Annotated in this window: 15 protein-coding genes; 8 read left to right on the forward strand and 7 right to left on the reverse strand. The window is 61.5% G+C overall.

The window, feature by feature from the left end; all coding sequences use genetic code 11:
* Positions 1-76: 76 nt before the first annotated feature.
* From AC07RO_RS02045 to AC07RO_RS02060, 4 genes are read left to right on the forward strand one after another with little or no spacing between them, the layout of a single operon-like run.
* Positions 77-748, forward strand: a complete 672-nt coding sequence (locus AC07RO_RS02045) for a methylamine utilization protein (RefSeq protein ID WP_495085156.1) — start codon at positions 77-79, stop codon at positions 746-748.
* A complete protein-coding gene (locus AC07RO_RS02050; RefSeq protein ID WP_495085157.1) occupies positions 745-3,090 on the forward strand; it encodes a bifunctional diguanylate cyclase/phosphodiesterase in 2,346 nt (781 codons plus the stop codon). The genes AC07RO_RS02045 and AC07RO_RS02050 overlap by 4 nt, the downstream gene beginning before the upstream one ends.
* A 32-nt stretch (positions 3,091-3,122) precedes the next feature.
* Positions 3,123-3,995, forward strand: coding sequence for a DUF3034 family protein (locus AC07RO_RS02055; protein WP_495085333.1), 873 nt, complete (start codon positions 3,123-3,125; stop codon positions 3,993-3,995).
* Positions 3,995-4,426, forward strand: a complete 432-nt coding sequence (locus AC07RO_RS02060; protein WP_495085158.1) for a group I truncated hemoglobin — start codon at positions 3,995-3,997, stop codon at positions 4,424-4,426. The genes AC07RO_RS02055 and AC07RO_RS02060 overlap by 1 nt, the downstream gene beginning before the upstream one ends.
* 105 nt (positions 4,427-4,531) lie before the next feature.
* Here AC07RO_RS02060 and AC07RO_RS02065 read toward each other — a convergent pair whose 3' ends face one another.
* Both AC07RO_RS02065 and AC07RO_RS02070 read right to left on the reverse strand, forming a co-directional pair.
* Complete coding sequence (locus tag AC07RO_RS02065; protein WP_495085159.1) at positions 4,532-6,964, reverse strand: glucose/quinate/shikimate family membrane-bound PQQ-dependent dehydrogenase; 2,433 nt, start codon at positions 6,962-6,964, stop codon at positions 4,532-4,534.
* 113 nt (positions 6,965-7,077) lie between these two features.
* Complete coding sequence (locus tag AC07RO_RS02070) at positions 7,078-8,460, reverse strand: carbohydrate porin (RefSeq protein WP_495085160.1); 1,383 nt, start codon at positions 8,458-8,460, stop codon at positions 7,078-7,080.
* A gap of 619 nt (positions 8,461-9,079) precedes the next feature.
* On the opposite strand from AC07RO_RS02070, the gene AC07RO_RS02075 reads away from it, so the two are divergent.
* Both AC07RO_RS02075 and AC07RO_RS02080 read left to right on the forward strand, forming a co-directional pair.
* Positions 9,080-9,310: a VF530 family protein gene (locus tag AC07RO_RS02075; protein ID WP_495085161.1), complete on the forward strand. Its 231-nt coding sequence runs from the start codon at positions 9,080-9,082 to the stop codon at positions 9,308-9,310.
* 28 nt (positions 9,311-9,338) lie between these two features.
* The gene (locus AC07RO_RS02080; RefSeq protein WP_495085162.1) at positions 9,339-10,001 is read left to right on the forward strand and encodes a Pr6Pr family membrane protein; all 663 of its coding nucleotides are present in this window, start codon (positions 9,339-9,341) and stop codon (positions 9,999-10,001) included.
* A 70-nt stretch (positions 10,002-10,071) separates the two neighbouring features.
* Here AC07RO_RS02080 and AC07RO_RS02085 read toward each other — a convergent pair whose 3' ends face one another.
* The 5 genes from AC07RO_RS02085 to AC07RO_RS02105 form a co-directional block, all read right to left on the reverse strand.
* On the reverse strand, positions 10,072-10,842 hold the full coding sequence (locus tag AC07RO_RS02085; protein WP_495085163.1) for a siderophore-interacting protein: 771 nt from the start codon (positions 10,840-10,842) through the stop codon (positions 10,072-10,074).
* A complete protein-coding gene (locus tag AC07RO_RS02090; RefSeq protein ID WP_495085164.1) occupies positions 10,839-11,432 on the reverse strand; it encodes a PadR family transcriptional regulator in 594 nt (197 codons plus the stop codon). Before AC07RO_RS02090 ends, AC07RO_RS02085 begins: the two co-directional genes overlap by 4 nt.
* Positions 11,433-11,562: 130 nt before the next feature.
* On the reverse strand, positions 11,563-14,685 hold the full coding sequence (locus tag AC07RO_RS02095) for a transglycosylase domain-containing protein (protein WP_495085165.1): 3,123 nt from the start codon (positions 14,683-14,685) through the stop codon (positions 11,563-11,565).
* Positions 14,686-14,898: 213 nt separating this feature from the next.
* A complete protein-coding gene (locus tag AC07RO_RS02100) occupies positions 14,899-16,041 on the reverse strand; it encodes an OpgC domain-containing protein (protein WP_423572217.1) in 1,143 nt (380 codons plus the stop codon).
* Between the two features lie 227 nt (positions 16,042-16,268).
* The gene (locus AC07RO_RS02105; protein WP_463581928.1) at positions 16,269-17,081 is read right to left on the reverse strand and encodes a response regulator transcription factor; all 813 of its coding nucleotides are present in this window, start codon (positions 17,079-17,081) and stop codon (positions 16,269-16,271) included.
* Between the two features lie 132 nt (positions 17,082-17,213).
* Here AC07RO_RS02105 and AC07RO_RS02110 point away from each other — a divergent pair, with 132 nt between their 5' ends.
* Positions 17,214-18,029: a carbon-nitrogen hydrolase family protein gene (locus AC07RO_RS02110; RefSeq protein ID WP_192171610.1), complete on the forward strand. Its 816-nt coding sequence runs from the start codon at positions 17,214-17,216 to the stop codon at positions 18,027-18,029.
* Between the two features lie 161 nt (positions 18,030-18,190).
* Complete coding sequence (locus tag AC07RO_RS02115; protein WP_192171609.1) at positions 18,191-19,516, forward strand: APC family permease; 1,326 nt, start codon at positions 18,191-18,193, stop codon at positions 19,514-19,516.

Below are 19,516 nucleotides of genomic sequence, written 5' to 3' on the forward strand. Positions count from 1 at the left end.
TCCGATCCGTGGGCTACGCTGGAAATCATCGCCAAGTAGGCTCTCTTTGCGGGCCTCGCTGTCTGGAACATCTGTCATGCGCCGTGTTTTTATTTCGTTGTTGCTGGTTGTAACCGCTCTGTATGGCACCTTCGCCCATGCGGCCAGCCTGACCGCCGAGTTCGTCGATGGCCAGGGCAAGCCGCTTCCCGACGCGGTGCTCACCTTGCGCGGTGCAACTACGCCCCCTGCCGGGTCGCTGAAAGCCGACATGGACCAGCGCGATGTGCAATTTGCCCCCCATGTGCTGGCGGTGCGCACCGGTACCCAAATCAGTTTTCCCAACAGCGATCAGATCCGCCATCAGGTGTATTCGTTCTCGACGCCCAAGCGTTTCGAACTGCGGTTGTATGGCGGCACGCCGTCGGCCCCCGTGCTGTTCGACAAGCCGGGCGTGGTGGTGCTCGGCTGCAACGTGCATGACAACATGCTCGGTTACGTGTACGTCACCGACGATGGCTGGTTCGGCGTGAGCAACGACAAGGGCACGCTGACCCTGGATCAAGTGCCCGCCGGTCACTACACCGTCACCCTCTGGCACCCGCAGGCCCCCGACATGCTGCCGGTGTCCGGCGGCGAGATCGACATTCCGGCCGGTGGCCTCAAGCAGCGGTTCAGCATCGCCGTACAGCCCAACGCCGAGAACACCCCCGCCGCGCCGCCCTCCAGCGCGTTTGGCGACGCCTTCCATAAAGCGGCCCACGAATGAAGGTGCGCATCAGCTTTCAGGCGCGGATTGCCGGCGTGTTGATCATGCTGCTGCTGATCGTGGTCTTCGCCGTGTTTATTGCGGTGAAAGCCGCCACCCAGGACGCTGTGCGCAAACAGGCCCAGGCGCAGCTCGAAGTCGGCACCCGGGTGTTTGAAGGCTTGCTGGAAATGCGCGGCAAGCGGCTGCGCGACGCCGTGCAGTTGTTGTCCACCGACTTCGGTTTCCGTGACGCCGTGGCATCCGCGGACTCGGCAACCATTCGTTCGGTGCTGCTCAACCACGGCGCCCGAATCAACGCCAATGACATGTTCCTGCTGGGCATGGACGGCACGGTGATGGCCAGCACCGTCGCGCAGATCCCAGAAGGTTCGCCGTTCCCGTACATCCAGGCGTTGCGTGACCTCAAGGGCAAGAATCAATCGATGCTGATCGTGCCGTTGCAGGGGCAGCCGCACTTGCTGGTCGAAAGCACCGTGCTCGCACCGCTGCCGATTGCCCGCGTGGTGATGGGTTTCAGCATGGACGGTGACTTGGCGCAAGAACTGCGCTCGTTGAGTGGTTTGCAGGTGTCTTTTCTGTCGCTCGTGCAAAAGCAGCCGGGTCAGATGATCAGTACCCAGCCGGAGACGCTGTTTGACAGCCTGCGCAGCGTAATGATGAATCCGCCCACCAACGAGATGCAGATGACCGAGCACCACAGCCAGAGTTTTCTGAGCAAAACCCTGCGGCTGGGCAGCAACAGCGACAGCGAGGTCGTGGCCCTGCTGCAGAGCCCGCTGGATCAAGCCATGCAGGCATTCGCGCCGCTGGATAAGACGCTGTTCTGGATCACCGTCGTGGCGTTGGCGTGTTCGCTGGTCGGCGCGTTGTTACTGGCGCGCAGCCTGTCGCGGCCAGTGAATGCCCTGGCTCAGGCCGCCCGGCGTATTGGCGAAGGTGATTACGCAACGCCCGTGGTGCTGGATCGCCGAGACGAACTGGGCCTGCTCGCCAGCGCCATCAATTCGATGCAGAGCGGGATCGCCGAGCGTGAGCTGCAGCTGGCGCACAATGCCCTGCATGATCCACTGACCGGGCTGCCCAACCGCGCGTTGGTGATGGAGCGCCTCGGCAGCGCGGTCGTGGCTCAACGGCCGGTGGCCCTGCTTTATCTGGGCATCGATAACTTCCGCGCGATCAGCACCAACGTCGGTCTGGAGGGGGTTGAGCAACTGCTGCGGATTATCAGCGGACAACTGCAAGAGCCGCTGCGTCCCGGCGATACGGTGGCGCGGCTCTCCGACAACGAATTTCTACTGCTGGTGCAAAACGCCGAGACCGACAGCGCCGTCGCGGTGGCTGACCGGCTGCAGCGTTTACTGGTCAAGCCCCAGCGCATCGGCGAGCAGGACATCGCGATGGATGCCTGCATCGGCATCGCGGCCTATCCGGCCAATGGCGATTCGGCGACCGAGCTGCTCAGGCGTGCGTCCATTGCGCGGCAGGACGCGGCGCAGTTGCCGGGCCGTCTGCAAGTCTATGTGGACGGTCGCGACGTGGCTCACCTGCGCCAGATCAGTCTGATCCGCGACTTGCGCCAGGCCGCCCGCAACGGCGAACTTTCACTGCATTACCAGCCGAAACTGGATATTCGCAACGGCCGGGTTACTCAGGCCGAGGCCTTGCTGCGCTGGCAGCACCCGCAATTCGGCTCGGTATCGCCCGCCGAGTTCATCCTGCTGGCGGAACGCACCGGCAGCATTCAGATCCTCACCAACTGGGTCATCGAAGATGCGCTGCGCCAGCTCGCCGAGTGGGCGCAGCGCGGTCTCATTCTGCAGGTCTCGGTGAACATCTCGGCGGACGACCTGCTGGGCAACGATCTGGCTGACCGCGTTGCTGCGCTGCTCAAGCTCTACCGCGTGCCGGCTGAACAGTTGATTTTCGAGATCACTGAAAGCGCGATCATGCGCGAGCCCGAGCAGTCGTTGAAAGTGCTTAATCGCCTGCGTGATTTCGGCATCAGTCTGTCGGTGGATGATTTCGGCACCGGTTACTCCTCGCTGGCCCACCTCAAGCGGCTGCCGGTGCAGGAATTGAAGATCGATCAGTCCTTCGTGCGCGACCTGGACGAAACCAGTGAAGACGCCGTGATCGTTCGCTCGACCATCGAGATGAGCCATAACTTGGGCCTGAAGGTGGTCGCCGAAGGCGTCGAATACGAACATAGCCTGCGCCTGCTGGAGCGCTGGCACTGCGACACCGCACAGGGCTATCTGATCAGTCGGCCGCTGAGTGCGGTCGCCTTCGAAGCCTGGATCGCGCAGGCCCAGCTCCCACCCCGCATGACGATGCACTGATGGAACAGAGATTTATGGCACGAAGTCTTTCGATGTACGTAAACCCCGTGGTACTGGCCAGTGTGGTGGGAGCCTGCGCAGCGTGGGTGGCGCCAGCGGCTGAAGCCGATCAGGGCCGGCTGATCGCCACCGGCGGCGCCAGCAGCATTGAAGGCGGCGCAGGGGGCGGGATTATTCCCTGGGCCATGCTGGCCGGGTATGACGAGCAGGGCGAGTGGGGCGGCAACGCGTTCGCGACCCACGTCGACTTGCCGGACTACACCCTTGATGTGGTCGGCGCTGCGGCTTCCTATGGCAATCGCGTCGAGATTTCCTACGCCCATCAACGCTTCGATCTGGGGTCACTGGTCAGCAAACTCAATCTGCCGGAGCACAACCTCACTCAGGACATCTTCGGCGTGAAGGTTCGCCTGTTTGGCGACCTGATCTACGATCAGCTGCCGCAGGTGTCGGCGGGGCTGGAATACAAGCACCAGAATGATTTCCTCATCCCCAGTCTGGTAGGCGCGAAGCGGGATTCGGATGTCGAGGGCTACGTCACGGCGAGCCGTCTGTTCATGGGCGCGGCCTTTGGCTACAACGTGGTGGTCAATGCCGGTTTGCGTTACAGCCGCGCCAACGAAACCGGTTTGATGGGCTTTGGCGGCGACCGCCGCGATACCCGCAGCGTACTGAAAGAGGGCGGCGCAGCCATCCTGTTCAACCCGCACTGGGCGGTGGGCATGGACTACCGCGAGAAGCCCGACAACCTGTCGTTCGCCGGCGAAAGCGACTGGGCAGACTTCTTTGTCGGCTGGTTCCCCAACAAGCATGTTTCCGTGGTGCTGGCCTACGCGCATCTCGGTGAAATCGCCACGCTGGACAACCAGAACGGCACCTACCTTTCCGTGCAGGGAAGTTTCTGATGAGGCGGTTTTTGTGGCTGATCGTCGGGCTCAGTCTGTCGCTGCTGGTGGGGTGCGCCCAACAGCCGCCCAAGGACGACAGCCTTTATCAGGACCTGGGCCAGCGCGCCGGCATCCAGAAAATCGTCGAAGGCATGCTCCTGCACATCGCCCAGGATGACCGCATCTATAAATACTTCGCCAAGGTCGACATCGTCCGGGTGCGCGACAAGCTGGTGGAGAGATTCTGCGTCGAGGCAGGCGGCCCGTGCACGTACACGGGTGACTCCCTGGAAGAAGTGCACAAGGGCATGAAACTCAGCCGCAGCGATTTCAACGCGCTGGTGGAGAACCTGATCGATGCGATGAACGAGCAGCACATTCCAGTCACGACGCAGAATCGGTTCATTGCCCGGCTGGCGCCTCAGCGTGGGGAAGTGATCGAGAAGTAGCTTCTCGCGCCTCACTCCTGGCATCCGTTCAGCGCGCACAAAAAAGGCGGCCACCTCACGGGACCGCCTTTTCTGTTACTGCACGCAGCTAATCAGTGAAACTGATCAATCCGGCAGTTTGTAGGCGATCACGTAATCGCCCTGTTTGGTGCCCAGCGAACCGTGACCGCCTGCAACGACCAGCACGTATTGCTTGCCGTCCTTGCCGGTGTAGGTCATCGGCGTGGTCTGGGCGCCTGCTGGCAGACGACCTTCCCACAGCTGCTTGCCGTTACGAACGTCGTAGGCGCGCAGGTATTGGTCAAGCGTGGCGCTGAGGAACGACACACCGCTGGCGGTGATGAACGTGCCGCCCAGGCTTGGAACGCCCATGGTCAGCGGGATCGGAACCGGCGAGCTATCACGCACGGTGCCGTTCTTGTGCTTCCAGATGGTCTGGTGGTTGGTCAGATCGACCGCCGCCACGTAACCCCATGCTGGCGCCTGGCACGGCAGGCCCATTGGCGACAACAGCGCTTCGAGGATCACACCGTACGGCGCGCCCTTGTTCGGCTGCACGCCTTCGGTTTCGCTCTTGCGACCCGGGCCGCCTTCGACTTCTGCTGCCGGTACCAGTTTCGAACGGAACGCCATGTAGCTCGGGTTCACGAAAGCAATCTGACGCACAGGGTCAACCGAGATACCGCCCCAGTCGAACACGCCGAAGTTACCCGGATACACCAGCGAGCCTTGCAGCGATGGTGGGGTGAACGGGCCTTCATAGCGCAGGGATTTGAAATCGATGCGGCAGAGCATCTGATCAAACGGCGTCACGCCCCACATGTCGCGCTCTTTCAGCAGCGGCGGCATGAAGTTCAGGTCGGACTTCGGCTGGGTAGGCGACGTGTGATCGCCGGCAACCGCGCCCTGGGGTACAGGGATTTCGTTGATCGGCACGATGGGCTGACCGTTGCTACGGTCCAGCACATAGATGCTGCCCTGCTTGGTCGAAGCCAGAACAGCAGGCTTCACGCCGTCAGCGGTTTTCATGTCCATGAGCGTTGGCTGACCGCCGACGTCCATGTCCCACAAGTCATGGTGGGTGAACTGGAAATGCCATTTCACGTGACCGGTGGCGATGTCCAGCGCGACCAGACCGGCGCTGAATTTCTCCGACGCCTCGGTGCGGTTGCCGCCCCACTGGTCAGGCATCTGGTTGCCCATCGGCAGGTAGAGCATGCCCAGCTTTTCGTCGACGCTGAACATCGACCACATGTTGGGCGAGTTGCGGGTGTAGGTCTTGCCTTCGGCAATCGGCGTGGTGTCGTCCGGATTGCCACTGTCCCAGTTCCAGACCAGACGGCCGGTGTGCACGTCGAACGCACGGATCACGCCCGACGGCTCGTCGGTGGACACGTTGTCGGTGACGTGACCGCCAATGACCACGAGGTCTTTGGTTACGGCCGGTGGCGACGTCGAGTAGTAACCGCCCGGTGCGTAAGTGCCGATGTTGGCGCTCAGGTCGATCGAACCGTTGGTGCCGAAGTCTTCACACATTTTGCCGGTGTCGGCGTTCAGTGCGATCAGACGGGTGTCGGCGGTCGGCAGGAAGATGCGGCGCGGGCAGGCATTGGCTGCGCCAGCAACCGCCGGAGCGGCCGGGTTTTGCGCAGGCGCCGCAGCGTCAGCTGGAGTGGCGGCAGCGTAGGCGGCGTCATCGTGATACGACACGCCACGACAGGTCATGTGCGCCCAACCCTTGAAGTTGGCCGCCTTGCCGCTGCTGATCTTCGGGTCGAAGCGCCAGATTTCCTTGCCGGTGTCCGGGTCCAGAGCGATGACCTGGCTGTGCGGCGTGCAGACGTAGAGCATGCCGTTGACTTTCAGCGGGGTGTTTTCGGCCGTGGTTTCCCCCGGATCGTTCGGACCCGGAATGTCGCCCGTGCGATAGGTCCACGCCGGGACCAGCTTGCTGACGTTGTCCGGGGTGATCTGCGACAGCGGCGAGTAGCGATCGCCGAAGGCCGTGCGGCCGTAGGACTGCCAGTCGCCGTCAGGCATGGCCGGCGCGGCGCTGGTGGTGCCGGCGGTTTCGCGGTCCAGCTGGCCTTTGATTTCACCGGGGTGTGTGAACTGGCTGGCCAGCGCGGCGATGCCCGCGACAATCACGGCAGCGCCCAATGCGCGAGTACCGGTATCGCCGACCTGGCCACGCAGGACCGGACGACGGAACCATGGCAGCAGCATCACGATGCCCAAGGCAAACCAGAGTGCCAGACGCGGCACCAGCTGCCACCAATCCAGGCCGACTTCCCACAGCGCCCACACGGTACTGGCGAACAACACCAGTGCGTACAGGCCGAAGGCCGCGCTGCGACCCATCATCAGCAGGACGCCGGTGATGGCGAAGCCGATGCCGGCCAGCAGGTAGTAAAGCGACCCGCCCAGGGTCAGCAGTTTGATGCCGCCGACCAGCAAGGCCAGACCCATTATCAGAATCACCAGCCCGAGCAAGCTCGGAAGCAGGCGACCCTTACCGAAAGCACCCTCAGTGCTCATAAGTGTTGTACTCCGTAACGATGTGGTGGTTAACGCGTGTTGGCGTGAAGGCGCGGCGGCTAAGCCATGCCTTCAATGCCGATGCCTGGGTGCAGCCGGACGAGCCGGGCTGATCAGAACGAGGACTGGATCTTCAACCCCGCGACCAGCGCGTCATCGACTTGATTCACGCCGCCCGGATGACGGATGAATTGCAGGTTCGGGCGCACGGTCAGCCAGTTGGCGACGTGCACGCCGTAGTAGATTTCGGCGTTGTATTCGGTGTCCTGCACGGGCAGGAACGCCGGGTCGTTATAGTCCGAGACCCCTGCGGCCTGATTGCGCAGGTTGATGTTCTTGCGGTACGCCGGGTTGACGTGGATGCGACTGATGCCGACGCCGATGTCATCCTCGGGGCGCGCGTCGAACGGGCCTTTGTACGTCGCGCCGAGGGCAACGAAGTTGTCGATCATGTTGGTTTTCTTGTCGTGGAGCGTGCCGTTTGCGAACAGGCTCAGGCCGCGGCTGTTATCGCTGGCCTCGCTGGTGACTTGCTGGCGCAGGGTCAGCCACATGCCGTGTTTGCTGGACGACGAGGCGTAGTCATCGCCGCTCTGGGCGGCGTATCGACCGTTGCTGTCCTTGTAAACGTCGCTGCTGTCGGCGGTGCTGTAGTAGTAACCAGCGCGGTATTCGCCCGGCAGGCCGTGGACCTTCGGCGACCAGACCACTTCGACCGGCAATACCGCGCCCTTCGTGCCGCTGCCGCTGAGTTTGAAGGCGTTATCGTTTTCCAGGTTGGACGGGTTCTGCTCGAACGCACCGACCTGCACGAACAGTTCGGGGTTCAGCTGGTATTTGACGCGCATCGCCCACTGGCTGATCGGCCAGTTGTACCAGATGCCGCCGCCCCAGTTGCCGACCTGCGAGCCGCACAGCGCCAGGTTCTGGAAGTCGCACGGGAAGGTGTTGAAGTCTTCGCCTTCATTGAACCGGCCGACTTTTACGCTGAGCGTCTGGTCGAGAAATTTCTGCTGGTACCAGAGGTCGGTCAGCCGCGTGACGTTGCCACGGCCCCAGACTTCCTGGGACGACGAAATGGTGCCGGTGCGCGGGTCGCCCACCCGGTCGTTGCTGATGTTGTCGCCGTTGCGATTGGTCAGGGTCAGCTGAAATTCTGCGTCGTGCCAGCCGAGGATTTTCTGCAGGTCCATGTGCGCGCCGAGGGCGAACTGGTCGCTGTAACGGGTCGCCTTGTCATGGTTGTAACCGCCGTGCAGGTTGGAGCCCACTTCCACGACTGAATCGAGCTTGAAGTCGTAACCCTGTTCGGAAAGCTCGCTGCGCTTGCCGCCCCAGTCACCCAGCATCCACGGCGACGTGCTGTCGAACGCCGGCGCGGCATGGGCGCAGGTCGCGAACCCCAGCGCCGCAAGGCTCAGCGCGCTGGCATGACGAAGGGCTCGGGACGATTTGCAGGTCGGGGTGCAGGTCAGGCGTTTCAGATGACTGGGCATAGGGCGGGAGGTCTTTTTGAGTTATTCGAGAGCAAAAGGCGATGCCGCTCGCAACGCTTTAAAGGCGCATTGCAAGGTCTTAACAAATGACGAATTAACCGTTTCAGCGTTTAGGGCGGCGATGATAGGGCCCTAACGATTTTTTAAAAAGTCGAAATTGCGACATGGATCGTTGCGATTGGCGTAACAGTGGCGGGCAGGCAGGGCAGCGCTGTCTACTGTTCAACCCGCCTGTTTACGGTGCTGCGGGGAAGGGCGATTTGCCGCTGACCTTTGCAGGCAGCGCATGGATGAGTGTTTAGTCAGGGGCATCCAGGCCGCAGGATTCTGCAACATGGCGGCTGGCGCTTTCCCGGCTGAAGCCGGTCCCACTAAGAGCCTGCGCCGTGCCAGCGAGAATGGACTGAATGCACGCAATTCAATTGTGGGACCGGCTTTAGCCGGGAAGAGGCCGGTTGGGTCACCCGGAAATTTGCGGCGTGGTGAACGACGCTTTCCCGGCTGAAGCCGGTCCCACTAAAATCCTGAAAATCACCCAACCCTTCACACCCGGCGGTGCGTCCGCTAAGGTGCGCAGCTCGCGAAACTGTCCTGTCCAATCAGCGTCCATAGGCCCGCCATGACCACACCCAACACCAACCCGCTGCACGGCGTGACGCTGGAGCAGATCCTCATCGCGCTGGTCGAGCATTACGAGTGGTCGGGGCTGGCTGAGCGGATCGACATTCGCTGCTTCAAGAGCGACCCGAGCATCAAGTCCAGCCTGACGTTCCTGCGCAAGACTCCTTGGGCGCGGGAGAAGGTCGAAGGGTTGTACGTCAAACTGGCGCGTACCAAGCGCCCGAGCTGACTTGCGGCCTGCCAAGGATTTGATCGAGATGCCCAGCCCCACGTTGCACCTGTCTCCAGGCCGGCGCCGTTTTGTCATCACGGCCGCCATGCTGGGCTGGTTCGGGCTCGCGGTGCAGCTGTACCTGATTCTCTGGGGGCGATGGATCGACCACGCCAGCCTCCTCGGTGGACTGGTCCGCTTCTGCAGCTTTTTCACCGTGGTGACTAACACGCTGGTGGCGGTGGCACTGAGCTGCGCGTTCATTGACCGGCACTCGGCGGGATATCGGTTCTTCCTTTCCCCCGTTGTCTGCGCGGGCATCACCACCAGCATTATTCTGGTGAGCCTCGCCTACAACCTGCTGCTGCGCCATCTTTGGACGCCCCGTGGCTGGCAGTGGATCGCCGATGAATTGCTGCACGACGTCATGCCGCTGCTGTTCCTCGGCTACTGGTTGTTCTTCGTGCCCAAAGGCCTGTTGAAACCCCGACACGTGTTGATGTGGATGCTGTATCCCGTTGTGTACTTCGGCTATTTGCTGCTGCGCGGAAATGCCTTCGGCGACTACCTCTATCCATTCCTGGACATCGGCACGCTTGGAGTGGCCAAGGCGCTGACCAATGCGTTTGGCGTGCTGGCAGGTTTTGTGGTGATTGGGTCAGTCGTGTATGGGATAGACAGGATTTTGGGCCGCAGAGGGCAGTCGTAACCCGTATGGATGACGCGCCCCGAATCTGGGGCGCTGGCAGTACTCAATCATCCCGAGGATCTCGTATACCTCACTCCTCGTCCGAACCGTCCGCGCGCCAGTATCCGGCAGCTTTTACAGTCGCTTCGTCCAGCTTGAACTCATCCAGCAGTACGCGCCTCAGCTTGCGTGACAGGGACGATTCGGTCGCGACCCAGGCATACAAGCTGCCTTGCGGCAGGGTCAGTTGACGCGTGACCTCAAGCAGGTCCTGCTCGCCACGCACCACCCAGATCACTTCAATCTGCGCATCGCTGGTCAGCGCCTGACGCTCTGCCAAGTTATCGATTTCAACCACTACTAGCGCACGTCGACCGGCCGGCAATGCTTCCAGCCGACGACCGATGGCGGGGAGGGCGGTTTCGTCGCCGATCAGCAGATAGCTGTCGAACATGTCCGGCACGATCATCGAACCCCGAGGCCCGGCGATATTCAGCGTTTGCCCGGCTTCGGCCTGAGCCGCCCAGGTTGCCGCCGGACCGTCGCCATGCAGCACGAAATCGATGTCCAGCTCGCCAGTTTGCGGGTCGTAGCGACGGGGGGTGTAATCGCGCATCGTCGGGCGCGGTCCTTCAGCGTTTTGCAGCGGCGCATCCCTGTCCAGCGCCGCCTGCTCTTCGGGCGTGGTGGCGAACAACAGTTTGACATGGTCATCCGTGCCCAGACTGATGAACCCCGTCAGCTCCGGACCGTTCAGGGTGATGCGGCGCATGCGCGGGGTGATGTCGGTCACCCTCAACACTTGCAGCTTGCGACGTTTGATCTCGTGGCTGACGCGGTGAATTCCCTGGGGTGCATTCATTCCGGTTTCTCCGAGGCAGGTTGTTGGACGTCGACGATGGCTTTCGCGGTATCGTTCAGCAGGTCGCGAACCCGCAGGATTTCCTCGGGGTTCCAGCGACCGTGGTGCATCTGCAATGCATGACGCAGGTTGTGCACGGCCTCGTGGATTTCCGGCGGACGATCATGGCCGCGCAACGAGCGCTTGCTGACGTCGATGCGCATTTTCACGCCATCCAGCGCGACGGCTTGTTCCGTCAGGAACTGCTGACCGGCCTCAGTGATGCCATAGCGCTTCTTGCCGCCGTCGGCATCGCCCTGAATCAACTCGCTCTCTTCCAGAAAGGTCAGCGTCGGGTAAATCACGCCGGGGCTCGGGCTGTAGGCGCCGTCGAACAGCGCTTCGATCTGGCGAATCAAGTCATACCCGTGGCACGGCTGATCGGCGATCAACGCCAGCAGCAGCAATTTCAGGTCGCCCGGGGCAAATACCCGAGGCCCGCGGCCGCCGCGTTCACGGCCGGTACGTTTCTCGAAACCATCGCGGCCGTCGCCGTGTTCGCCGAAGTGAGGACGATGGTGGTGGGGGTGATCGTGTGAGTGGTCTTTCATCTTTTTCATCTCTTGGTACAAGTTAGATATACCTTAAGATATATCTTATTGTTTCCACAAGACGCGTTAAGACGAACGGTTGTCTCCCGGTTTTCAGGAGACGAACGCGATGACTTCAATGAAAAACCGGCTACAGACGCGTTGTCACCTGCGTAGGAACGGGCGCCTTGCACTGCGTGAAAGTGCCCGGCTCCAGGTAGGGATTGAGAATCGGCGCCATGCCTTTGAGCACTTGCACCGGAAGGGCGGAGGTGAATTTGAAGCTCTCGGCGGCGCGGCCCGGGACGTACGCCGTCAGCGTGCCGTAATGGTTATCGCCGATGAAAAACACGAAGGTCGCGGTGCGATTGATGGCCTTGGACGCCAAGATTCGCCCGCCTGCGCCGATGCTTTCGATGCGGTTGTCGCCCGTGCCGGTCTTGCCGCCCATGGCCAGCACGCTGCCATCCTGAGTTTTGAAACTGCCGGACACGCGCCTCGCCGTGCCGGCATCGACCACCTGTGACAGCGCCTCGCGCATGGCCGCAGCGACTTCCGACGGCAGCACCCGCTTGCCCAACTCGGGGTTGTTGATCAGTTGGGTTTCGTAAGGTGTTTGCGCGGCGAAGTGCAGGCTGTCGATGCGCAGCACCGGCAGCCGAATACCATCGTTCTGGAGAATGCCGATGAGTTCGGCTAGCGCGGCGGGTCGATCACCAGAACTGCCGATCGCGGTCGCCAGTGAAGGCACCAGATGATCGAACGGATAGCCCAGCCGCTGCCAGCGCTGATGGATATCCAGGAACGCTTCGATCTCCAGCATCGTGCGAATGCGGCTGTCGCGAGCGCTCTTGTGCTGGCTCTTGAACAGCCAGCTGTAGACTTCCTGCCGCTCGAAACGGCTGGCCGCGACGGCGTCCTTGAACGTGGCGTCCGGGTTCTGCAGCAGATACCCCACCAGCCACAGATCCAGCGGGTGCACGCGGGCAACGTAGCCCTGATCCGGCAGATCGAACTTGCCAGGGCCATAGGCGAAATAAAGTTCGTCCAGACGCTTTTCGGTCAGCGCCGTTTTGCCTTTTTCCCCGGCCATGTGCGCACGAACAAACGCATTGAACGCGCTCTGCGTGGCGTCCGGCAGCAGATAGCGGTGCACGGCGGCAAGCCGGCTCGCAGCGGGATGCACCCCGTCGAGAAAGGTGTCGAGCCGGTCCTGGGTGGATTTGTTTTTATAGCGCTTCCAGAAGCGCAACAGGAATGACTTGCCCTCGCGGTCGGCGAAATCGGCCAGGTATTCCTGACGTCTCGGATCGCTGTCGTCCTTGAGCAACACCGCGCTGTTGTTGGGCCCCTGATAGGTGGTGTAGCGCACCAGATCGCGCATCAGGCGAATGAACGGCAGGTTGATCGACTCCCGCAACGCTTCGCGCAGGGTCGGATTACGGGCGTTATCCTCCCGGCGAAAATTATTGAAATGGTGCAGGCCGCCCCCGGTGAAAAAGCTTTCGCTTGGGCTGGCCGAATACTGACGATCGAGGGCAGCAGCGAGCATCTTCGAGAGGTCGCGATCGGTGTTCTGAATCAGGTAATCCACGGCCCAGCGGCTGAGTCGGTCGGACTCCTCGACCGGGACTTTTTTCAGGGCGCTATTGGGCAGATCGGCGTACTTGTCGTGGATCTCGGCAATGATCTGCAAGTAGGTGGTCAGCACGCGCATCTTGGCCGTGGAGCCCAGCTCCAGTTTGCTGCCCTCGTTGATGTCGAACGGCTGATCGGTGCTGTCAGTTTGCACCCGCACCCGCGAGCCATCCGGGTCGCGCTCAAACAGCGTAAAGCTGTAACGCACCGCCTGGGTGCTGGTGGGGGTCAACAGGTGCTCGCCGATCAGGCCCATCTGACCGGCAAATTCGGGTTTGGCAAGGTCGCGCAGGTACTGACCGACGCTGATCTGCAGGTCGTTCTGCAGCGTGCTGGTGGCCGACAGATCCAGGCGATCGAGGTCGTAAAGCGAACGGTTGAGCATGTTCGACAGCCGCGTGCGCGCGACAGTGATGCCTTTGTTGCTCTCAATCGGCTGCACGGTCGGCTGCTGCACCCAGTCGCGATAGGTCACGCTGGCCGCCAGTGCGGCGTCGGCCAACGGTTGATCGATGACATTGTTCTGTGCGAGCACGCGCAGATGGCTGTCAGTCAGATCCGCGAGCTCCTTGCGACCCTTCGCCAGAAAGTGTGAGGGCCTGCGTTGGGCGATCACCAACGACAGGACTTCGCGGAGCGCCAACCCTTTCGCCGCCAGGGTTTTATCGTCCTTGGCTGTCGAAGCCAGCAGCTGATTAGTGCGGTCGAAGTCCGCGCCGTACCAGACCCGCAAACCTTCGGCCAACCCGTGGACTTCGCCATGACCGGGTACCGCCGACAGCGGCACGCTGTTGAGGTAATCCCGCACCACTCGCTGCCGCGCCTCCAGGGTTTGCTGCCCCGGCTGATAAGCGCGAACGCTGGCGGACACCATCTGCCGGATCTTCTCGCTGCCCGACAGCGTCAGACCGTCCGGCGAGTGCCGGTACTTCTCCAACTGAGTCGCCAGCGTGCTGCCACCGGCCGATTGCCCCGGCAACCCCACCACCTTCGCCACTTGGGAAAGCGCCGCTTTGAAAAACCTTGGCCAGTCCACCGCCGGGTTGGCCAGCGGGCGCTGAGCGTCCAGCAGGTCGCGGTTTTCGATGAACAGCAGGCTGTTGACCAGCACGGGCGGGATGGCCGCGAAGGTCGGGTACAGCTGCTGCGGGTAGGTGTACTGATACAGCGGCTCGGCGCGGCAGTCAGTAATGGTCAGGCCGGACTGAATCTTCTCCTGATACGGCACGAAGAAGCCGCGCCTGGCGTAGGCCATAAGATCGGGGGAGAAACGCGCCTGGGCGCTGATCAGGTAGTCACGCTTGAGCAAGCGCGGCAGGAATTCGCCGAGAGCGGAATAGCCCAGACGCTTGTCGAAAGGCCCTTCGCCAGGATACACAATCGCGTCGCTGGGACCGGCTTCGACGCGGTAGCTCAGGCCTTGGGCCAGGTGACTGAACTCCTGGGCCTGCAAACGGGAGCTGCGCACTTCGGTCGAAACCACAAATCCCAGGATCACCGCTGCCGTCAGCACCGCCACCAGCAGAAACCGCCACACGTAACGCCGTGGGCGAGCATGGGCGGGCATTGATCCGTTCCCCTGACTGTCAGCCTTGACCGCAGCCTTCTTCGTATCGGAATGCCAAAAAGCGCCCATATCGTTGGCCCGGTCAAACCTGCACATCGCACTTGTTACAAGCGTAGACGCTGGTGGGCACGGAGGGGATTTTGTGCGCAGGGGCGTAAGATCTTTCCGATGTGCAACCTTGGTTCCGGATCGAGGTGGATCTTATTTGACGAGCGGATGGAGACTCGGAACGGTACGAACCGTGGTGAGAGGCTGTCCGTCAGGCAGTGCGCGACAGCCCCATCAAACCTTCACCACCCGCGCCGCCTTCGGGCTGCCCAACCGCTTGTTCAACTCCAGCCAGTTCGACAACAGCAGCATCAACCCCAGGCCAAGCAACGCGGTGATCACGCGCATTTGCCAGGCGTCGTCCGCCAGCGCGTTCGCCATGTCGGCCAGCGGTGCGAGTAGGACGCCGAGGCAGAAAATTTCCAGCGAATAGCGACCCATTCGGCAGGTCTGCTGGACAGGCCAGTTGTCGAGCCAGGTTACCGACGTCGGCAGCGTTTTTGCGACGACATACACCAGCGCAAGGAAATGCAGCAGGCGCACCGGAGACAGGTCTGTCTTGCTGATCGGGTAGATCAATTCAGTGAGCGCGGTAGGCAGGAGCGCGTCATGCACGTCAGGAAATTTCCACAGCACGGTGATGACGCCGGCCATCAGCAGGTAAGCCGCCGCTATGAGAAACAGCGGCTGTTGCCAAAGCGGCCGAGCAGGGGCGATTACGATTGGCGCCCGTTGGGTATGCAGGGCGAAGGCGCCGCCGAGCACGAAGATCAGCTGCCAGGCGACCGGATTGAAATACCAGTAACCGCCGCCTTCGTAGGCGCTCAGGTTCCAGCCGAGCAGCGGCACCATCATGTACAGCGCAATCGACAGGCCGATCGCCAGCGCTGCGTTGCGCAGCATGATAGGCAGGATTAACGGCAACGCGCCCATCAGCAGGATGTACAGCGGCAGCGGGTCGGTGAGGTTGGGTTTGAAGCGCAACAACAGTTCATCGGCCAGCGCCTGCTGCGGGTTGCCGACGAAATACTCCAGGCCCATCTCACGCACCATGTCGCGGGTTTCGACGTGATTGTTGGCGACGAAAACGATGCCCATCAGCAGTGTCAGCAGGAAAATGTGTGCGACGTACAGCACCCATGTGCGCCGCAGGATACGCAGGCAAGCCACCACGTAACCGTCCCGTTGCGCCACGCGGCCATAAGCGAGTACGGCGGCGTAGCCGGCGAGAAACACGAACACTTCGGCGGCGTCGCTGAAACCAAAATTGCGCAGCGTCAGTTGCGCGAAAGGGTTGGCTGGCACGTGATCCCAAAAAATGAAAATCAGCGCCAGACCCCGAAAGAAGTCGATGCGATGGTCGCGTCCGTTCGTCATGACGGTGGCCTTGCAAAGGTGTTTAAAGAAGAGGGGCCAGTGGCGGCCGTGGTTCCTTGCCGTCAGCAGGGTCTGATCGGCGGCGCGCAGGGTGGCGGGTTTGCGGGGTAAAAGCAAAGGGTGGATGTTGCAGGATGTCTCGATTTGAGACGCTTCACACAGCGAGACAGACCCTTCTTGGCTGGCACCGTCGCGATTGCTTCAATCAGGCAAGCCAGTCCTGCGACTCAAGCGCTCTGCGCTTGAAGAAAAATCGAAAACAGCTCGGATTGCGATTTGATGCCAAGTTTGCTGTACATGTGCTTTTTATGGACGCGCACGGTTTCCGCAGAGATGGCGAGCTTGCGGGCGATTTCCTTGCTCGAACAGCCGCTGAGCATCAGTCGTCCGACGTCCAGCTCCCGCGCAGTCAATTGCGCGCCACGGCTGTGCTGAGCCGATGCTTCGAGCTGTTTGCGCCAGTTGCTCATCGGCAACGGCGTATCGAGCAGCTCTTGGTCGGTTGCCGCAGCTTCAATTTCGAAGGGCAGACGCTGGCGTAACAGGGCGATGACCCACGGCTGGATCATCGACAGCAGGGCAATCTGATCGGCGCTGAATCGTTGGGTTGAGCCCAGGGACAGGCACAGGGTGCGGTCCTGGTCGATCTGGCAATTGAATTGAATTTCATCGGCGACGACGTTCAGCCGAAAGTAGCGCTGGTAATACTCTGTGAGTTCGAAATGCTCGGGCGCGACTTCGGCAAGGCGGAACAGGCCGCTTTGCGAGCGCTCGCGGCTGGCGACGTAGAAGGGGTCGAGCAGGTACAGGCCTTTGAGGTAATCCTGAAACAGCTGGTCGGGGCTGCCATCTTCAGCCGGGCTCTCGGCGAACACCTGCGGGCGCTGCCCGGAGCTGAATTGCAGCGCGACCCAACTATCGAAACTGACGTACTGATCAAGCAGCCGCACCAGTTGGGCCCAGAAATTGGGGCGGTCCAGCGCTTCAATCAACTGCCCGACCGAGCGATGCCAGGCCATGTCCTGAAGTGCGATTGTCATCCTCTACCCCTATTGGGTTACTACAGCTGCGTAATTCCCCGTAACACTTACTGATGCGCATACTGCCCGCAGAGCCAATCATCAGGCCAGCATTTTGTGCCCGACCGGCCCGCGACCTTATAAGGAGAACCCATGAAGGTGGAACTCGCCCAATTGACGGGCCAGGACAACGACACCGTCCACAATCTCAAGCGCGCGCTGAATGCCATTGCGGCATGCGCTGACGACACTGCGCTGATCGTTTTCCCGGAAACGCACCTGATGGGCTTCCCCTCCAGCGAGACCGTTGCCCGGGTGTCCGAAGCGCTGGACGGCCCCAGTGTCAGCGCCATTCGTGAAGCGGCGCGGGCGCGCGGTGTCTCCGTCGTGATCGGCATGGCCGAAAATGACAACGGCGCGTTCTTCAATACCACGTTGCTCATTACCCCTGAAGGCATCGCCCTGCGTTACCGCAAAACGCATTTGTGGGCGTCCGATCGCGGCGTGTTCAGCGCGGGCGATCGATACGCCACCTGTGAGTGGAACGGGCTGCGGGTCGGCCTGTTGATCTGCTACGACATCGAGTTCCCGGAGTCGGCCCGCGCGCTGGCGCAACTCGGCGTTGATCTGATCATCGTCACCAACGGCAACATGGACCCCTACGGTCCGACCCACCGCACCGCAATCATGGCCCGTGCTCAGGAAAATCAGGCGTTCGCGCTCATGGTCAATCGCGTCGGCGAAGGCGAGGGCGGGCTGGTATTCGCGGGCGGCAGCGCACTGGTTGACCCATTCGGGGCTTTGTTGCACGAGGCGGGTCGGGAAGACACGCAACTCACCGCCGAACTCGACCTTGGGCAGCTACAGGCTGCGCGTCGCGATTACCGCTACCTGGATGACCAGCGCCTGCGACTGCCGGGCGAAGTCGTCGAACATGCCAACGGCGTGCGCGAGCTGATCATTCCCTGAAGCGTCAGAAGCGACATCCATAACAAGCCTAACAAGAAGAATGAACCCTCACTGCTGCGTCGATCGCGGCAGTGGGTGCACGCCCTCCAACTAAAAAATACGCCTTTGTTCTGCCGCACTTTTCTCTGCCATAAAACCTATAAATTTCGGAGTAGTCGCTCATGGCTCGTTTGCAACGCACCCTTTCATTAGGGTCGGTGGTGCTGTTCGGCATCGCCTACATGACCCCCATCATTGTGCTCGGCACCTTTGGTATCCTCGCGCAAACCACCGGCGGCATGGTCCCCGCGTCTTACCTGGCCGCTCTGGTTGCCATGTTTTTCACGGCCATGAGTTACGGCCGCATGGCGGCTGCGTTTCCGGTGGCCGGCTCTGCCTACAGCTACGTGCGCAAAGCCATCAGCCCCAAGCTGGGGTTTATTGCCGGCTGGGCGGTGCTGCTGGATTACCTGTTCTTGCCCATGGCGATCTGGCTGATCGGTGCCGCGTATCTGGGCTCTGCGTTCCCGTCTGTGCCACAGCCGGTGTGGGTGCTGACGTTCATCGTCGTGACCAGCCTGATCAACATCGTTGGCCTCAAGCTCGCCAATACCATCAACGCCTTGCTGATGATCGTGCAGTTCCTGGTGCTCGCCGCCTTCGTGGCGCTTTGCATCCATTACATCGGCGGCGATGCCAGCAAACCGTTGTGGACGCTGTCGCCCTTCCTGAACGGTGACATGCAGATGCCGTTGATCATGAGCGGAGCGGCGATTGCCTGTTATTCCTTCCTGGGCTTCGACGCCGTCAGCACCCTGACTGAAGAAACCCGCGATCCGCGTCGCACCATTCCCCGGGCGATCATGCTCATCACGCTGATCGGCGGGTTGATCTTTGTCGGCGTGTCGTACTTTGTGCAGCTTGCCCATCCCTCCGCTCAGTTCGAAAATGTCGACTCGGCCGCCTATGAAATCGCGCGCAATATCGGCGGCGACGTGTTCGTGACGATCTTCCTCATTGGCCTTATCGTCGGGCAGTTCGCGTCAGGGCTTTCCGCCCAGGCCAGCGGCTCGCGCCTGCTCTATGCGATGGGTCGCGACGGGGTGTTGCCCAAGTCGTTCTTTGCCAGCCTGAGCGAACGATTCGGCACGCCGGTCAACAGTATTCTGTTGTGCGCGGTGGTGGCCTTGCTGGCGCTGAAACTGGACGTCACCACGTCCACCTCGTTCATCAACTTCGGCGCGTTTCTGGCGTTCAGTCTGGTCAACCTGTCGGTCATTTTTCACTACTGGATTGCGGGCGAGAAACGCGGGCCCCGCGAGCTGCTGCTGTTCCTGATCTGCCCACTGATTGGCCTGATTGCCGATCTGTGGCTGATGATCAGCCTGGACAAACTGGCGATCATGCTCGGTCTGGCCTGGTTGGCCATCGGCTGTGTGTACCTGGCGTGGCTGACCGGCGGATTCCGTCGTCAGCCGCCGGAAATGGATTTTCAAGAAGCGGCCTAG

Source organism: Pseudomonas sp. GW821-FHT07F05 (genome assembly GCF_059418765.1).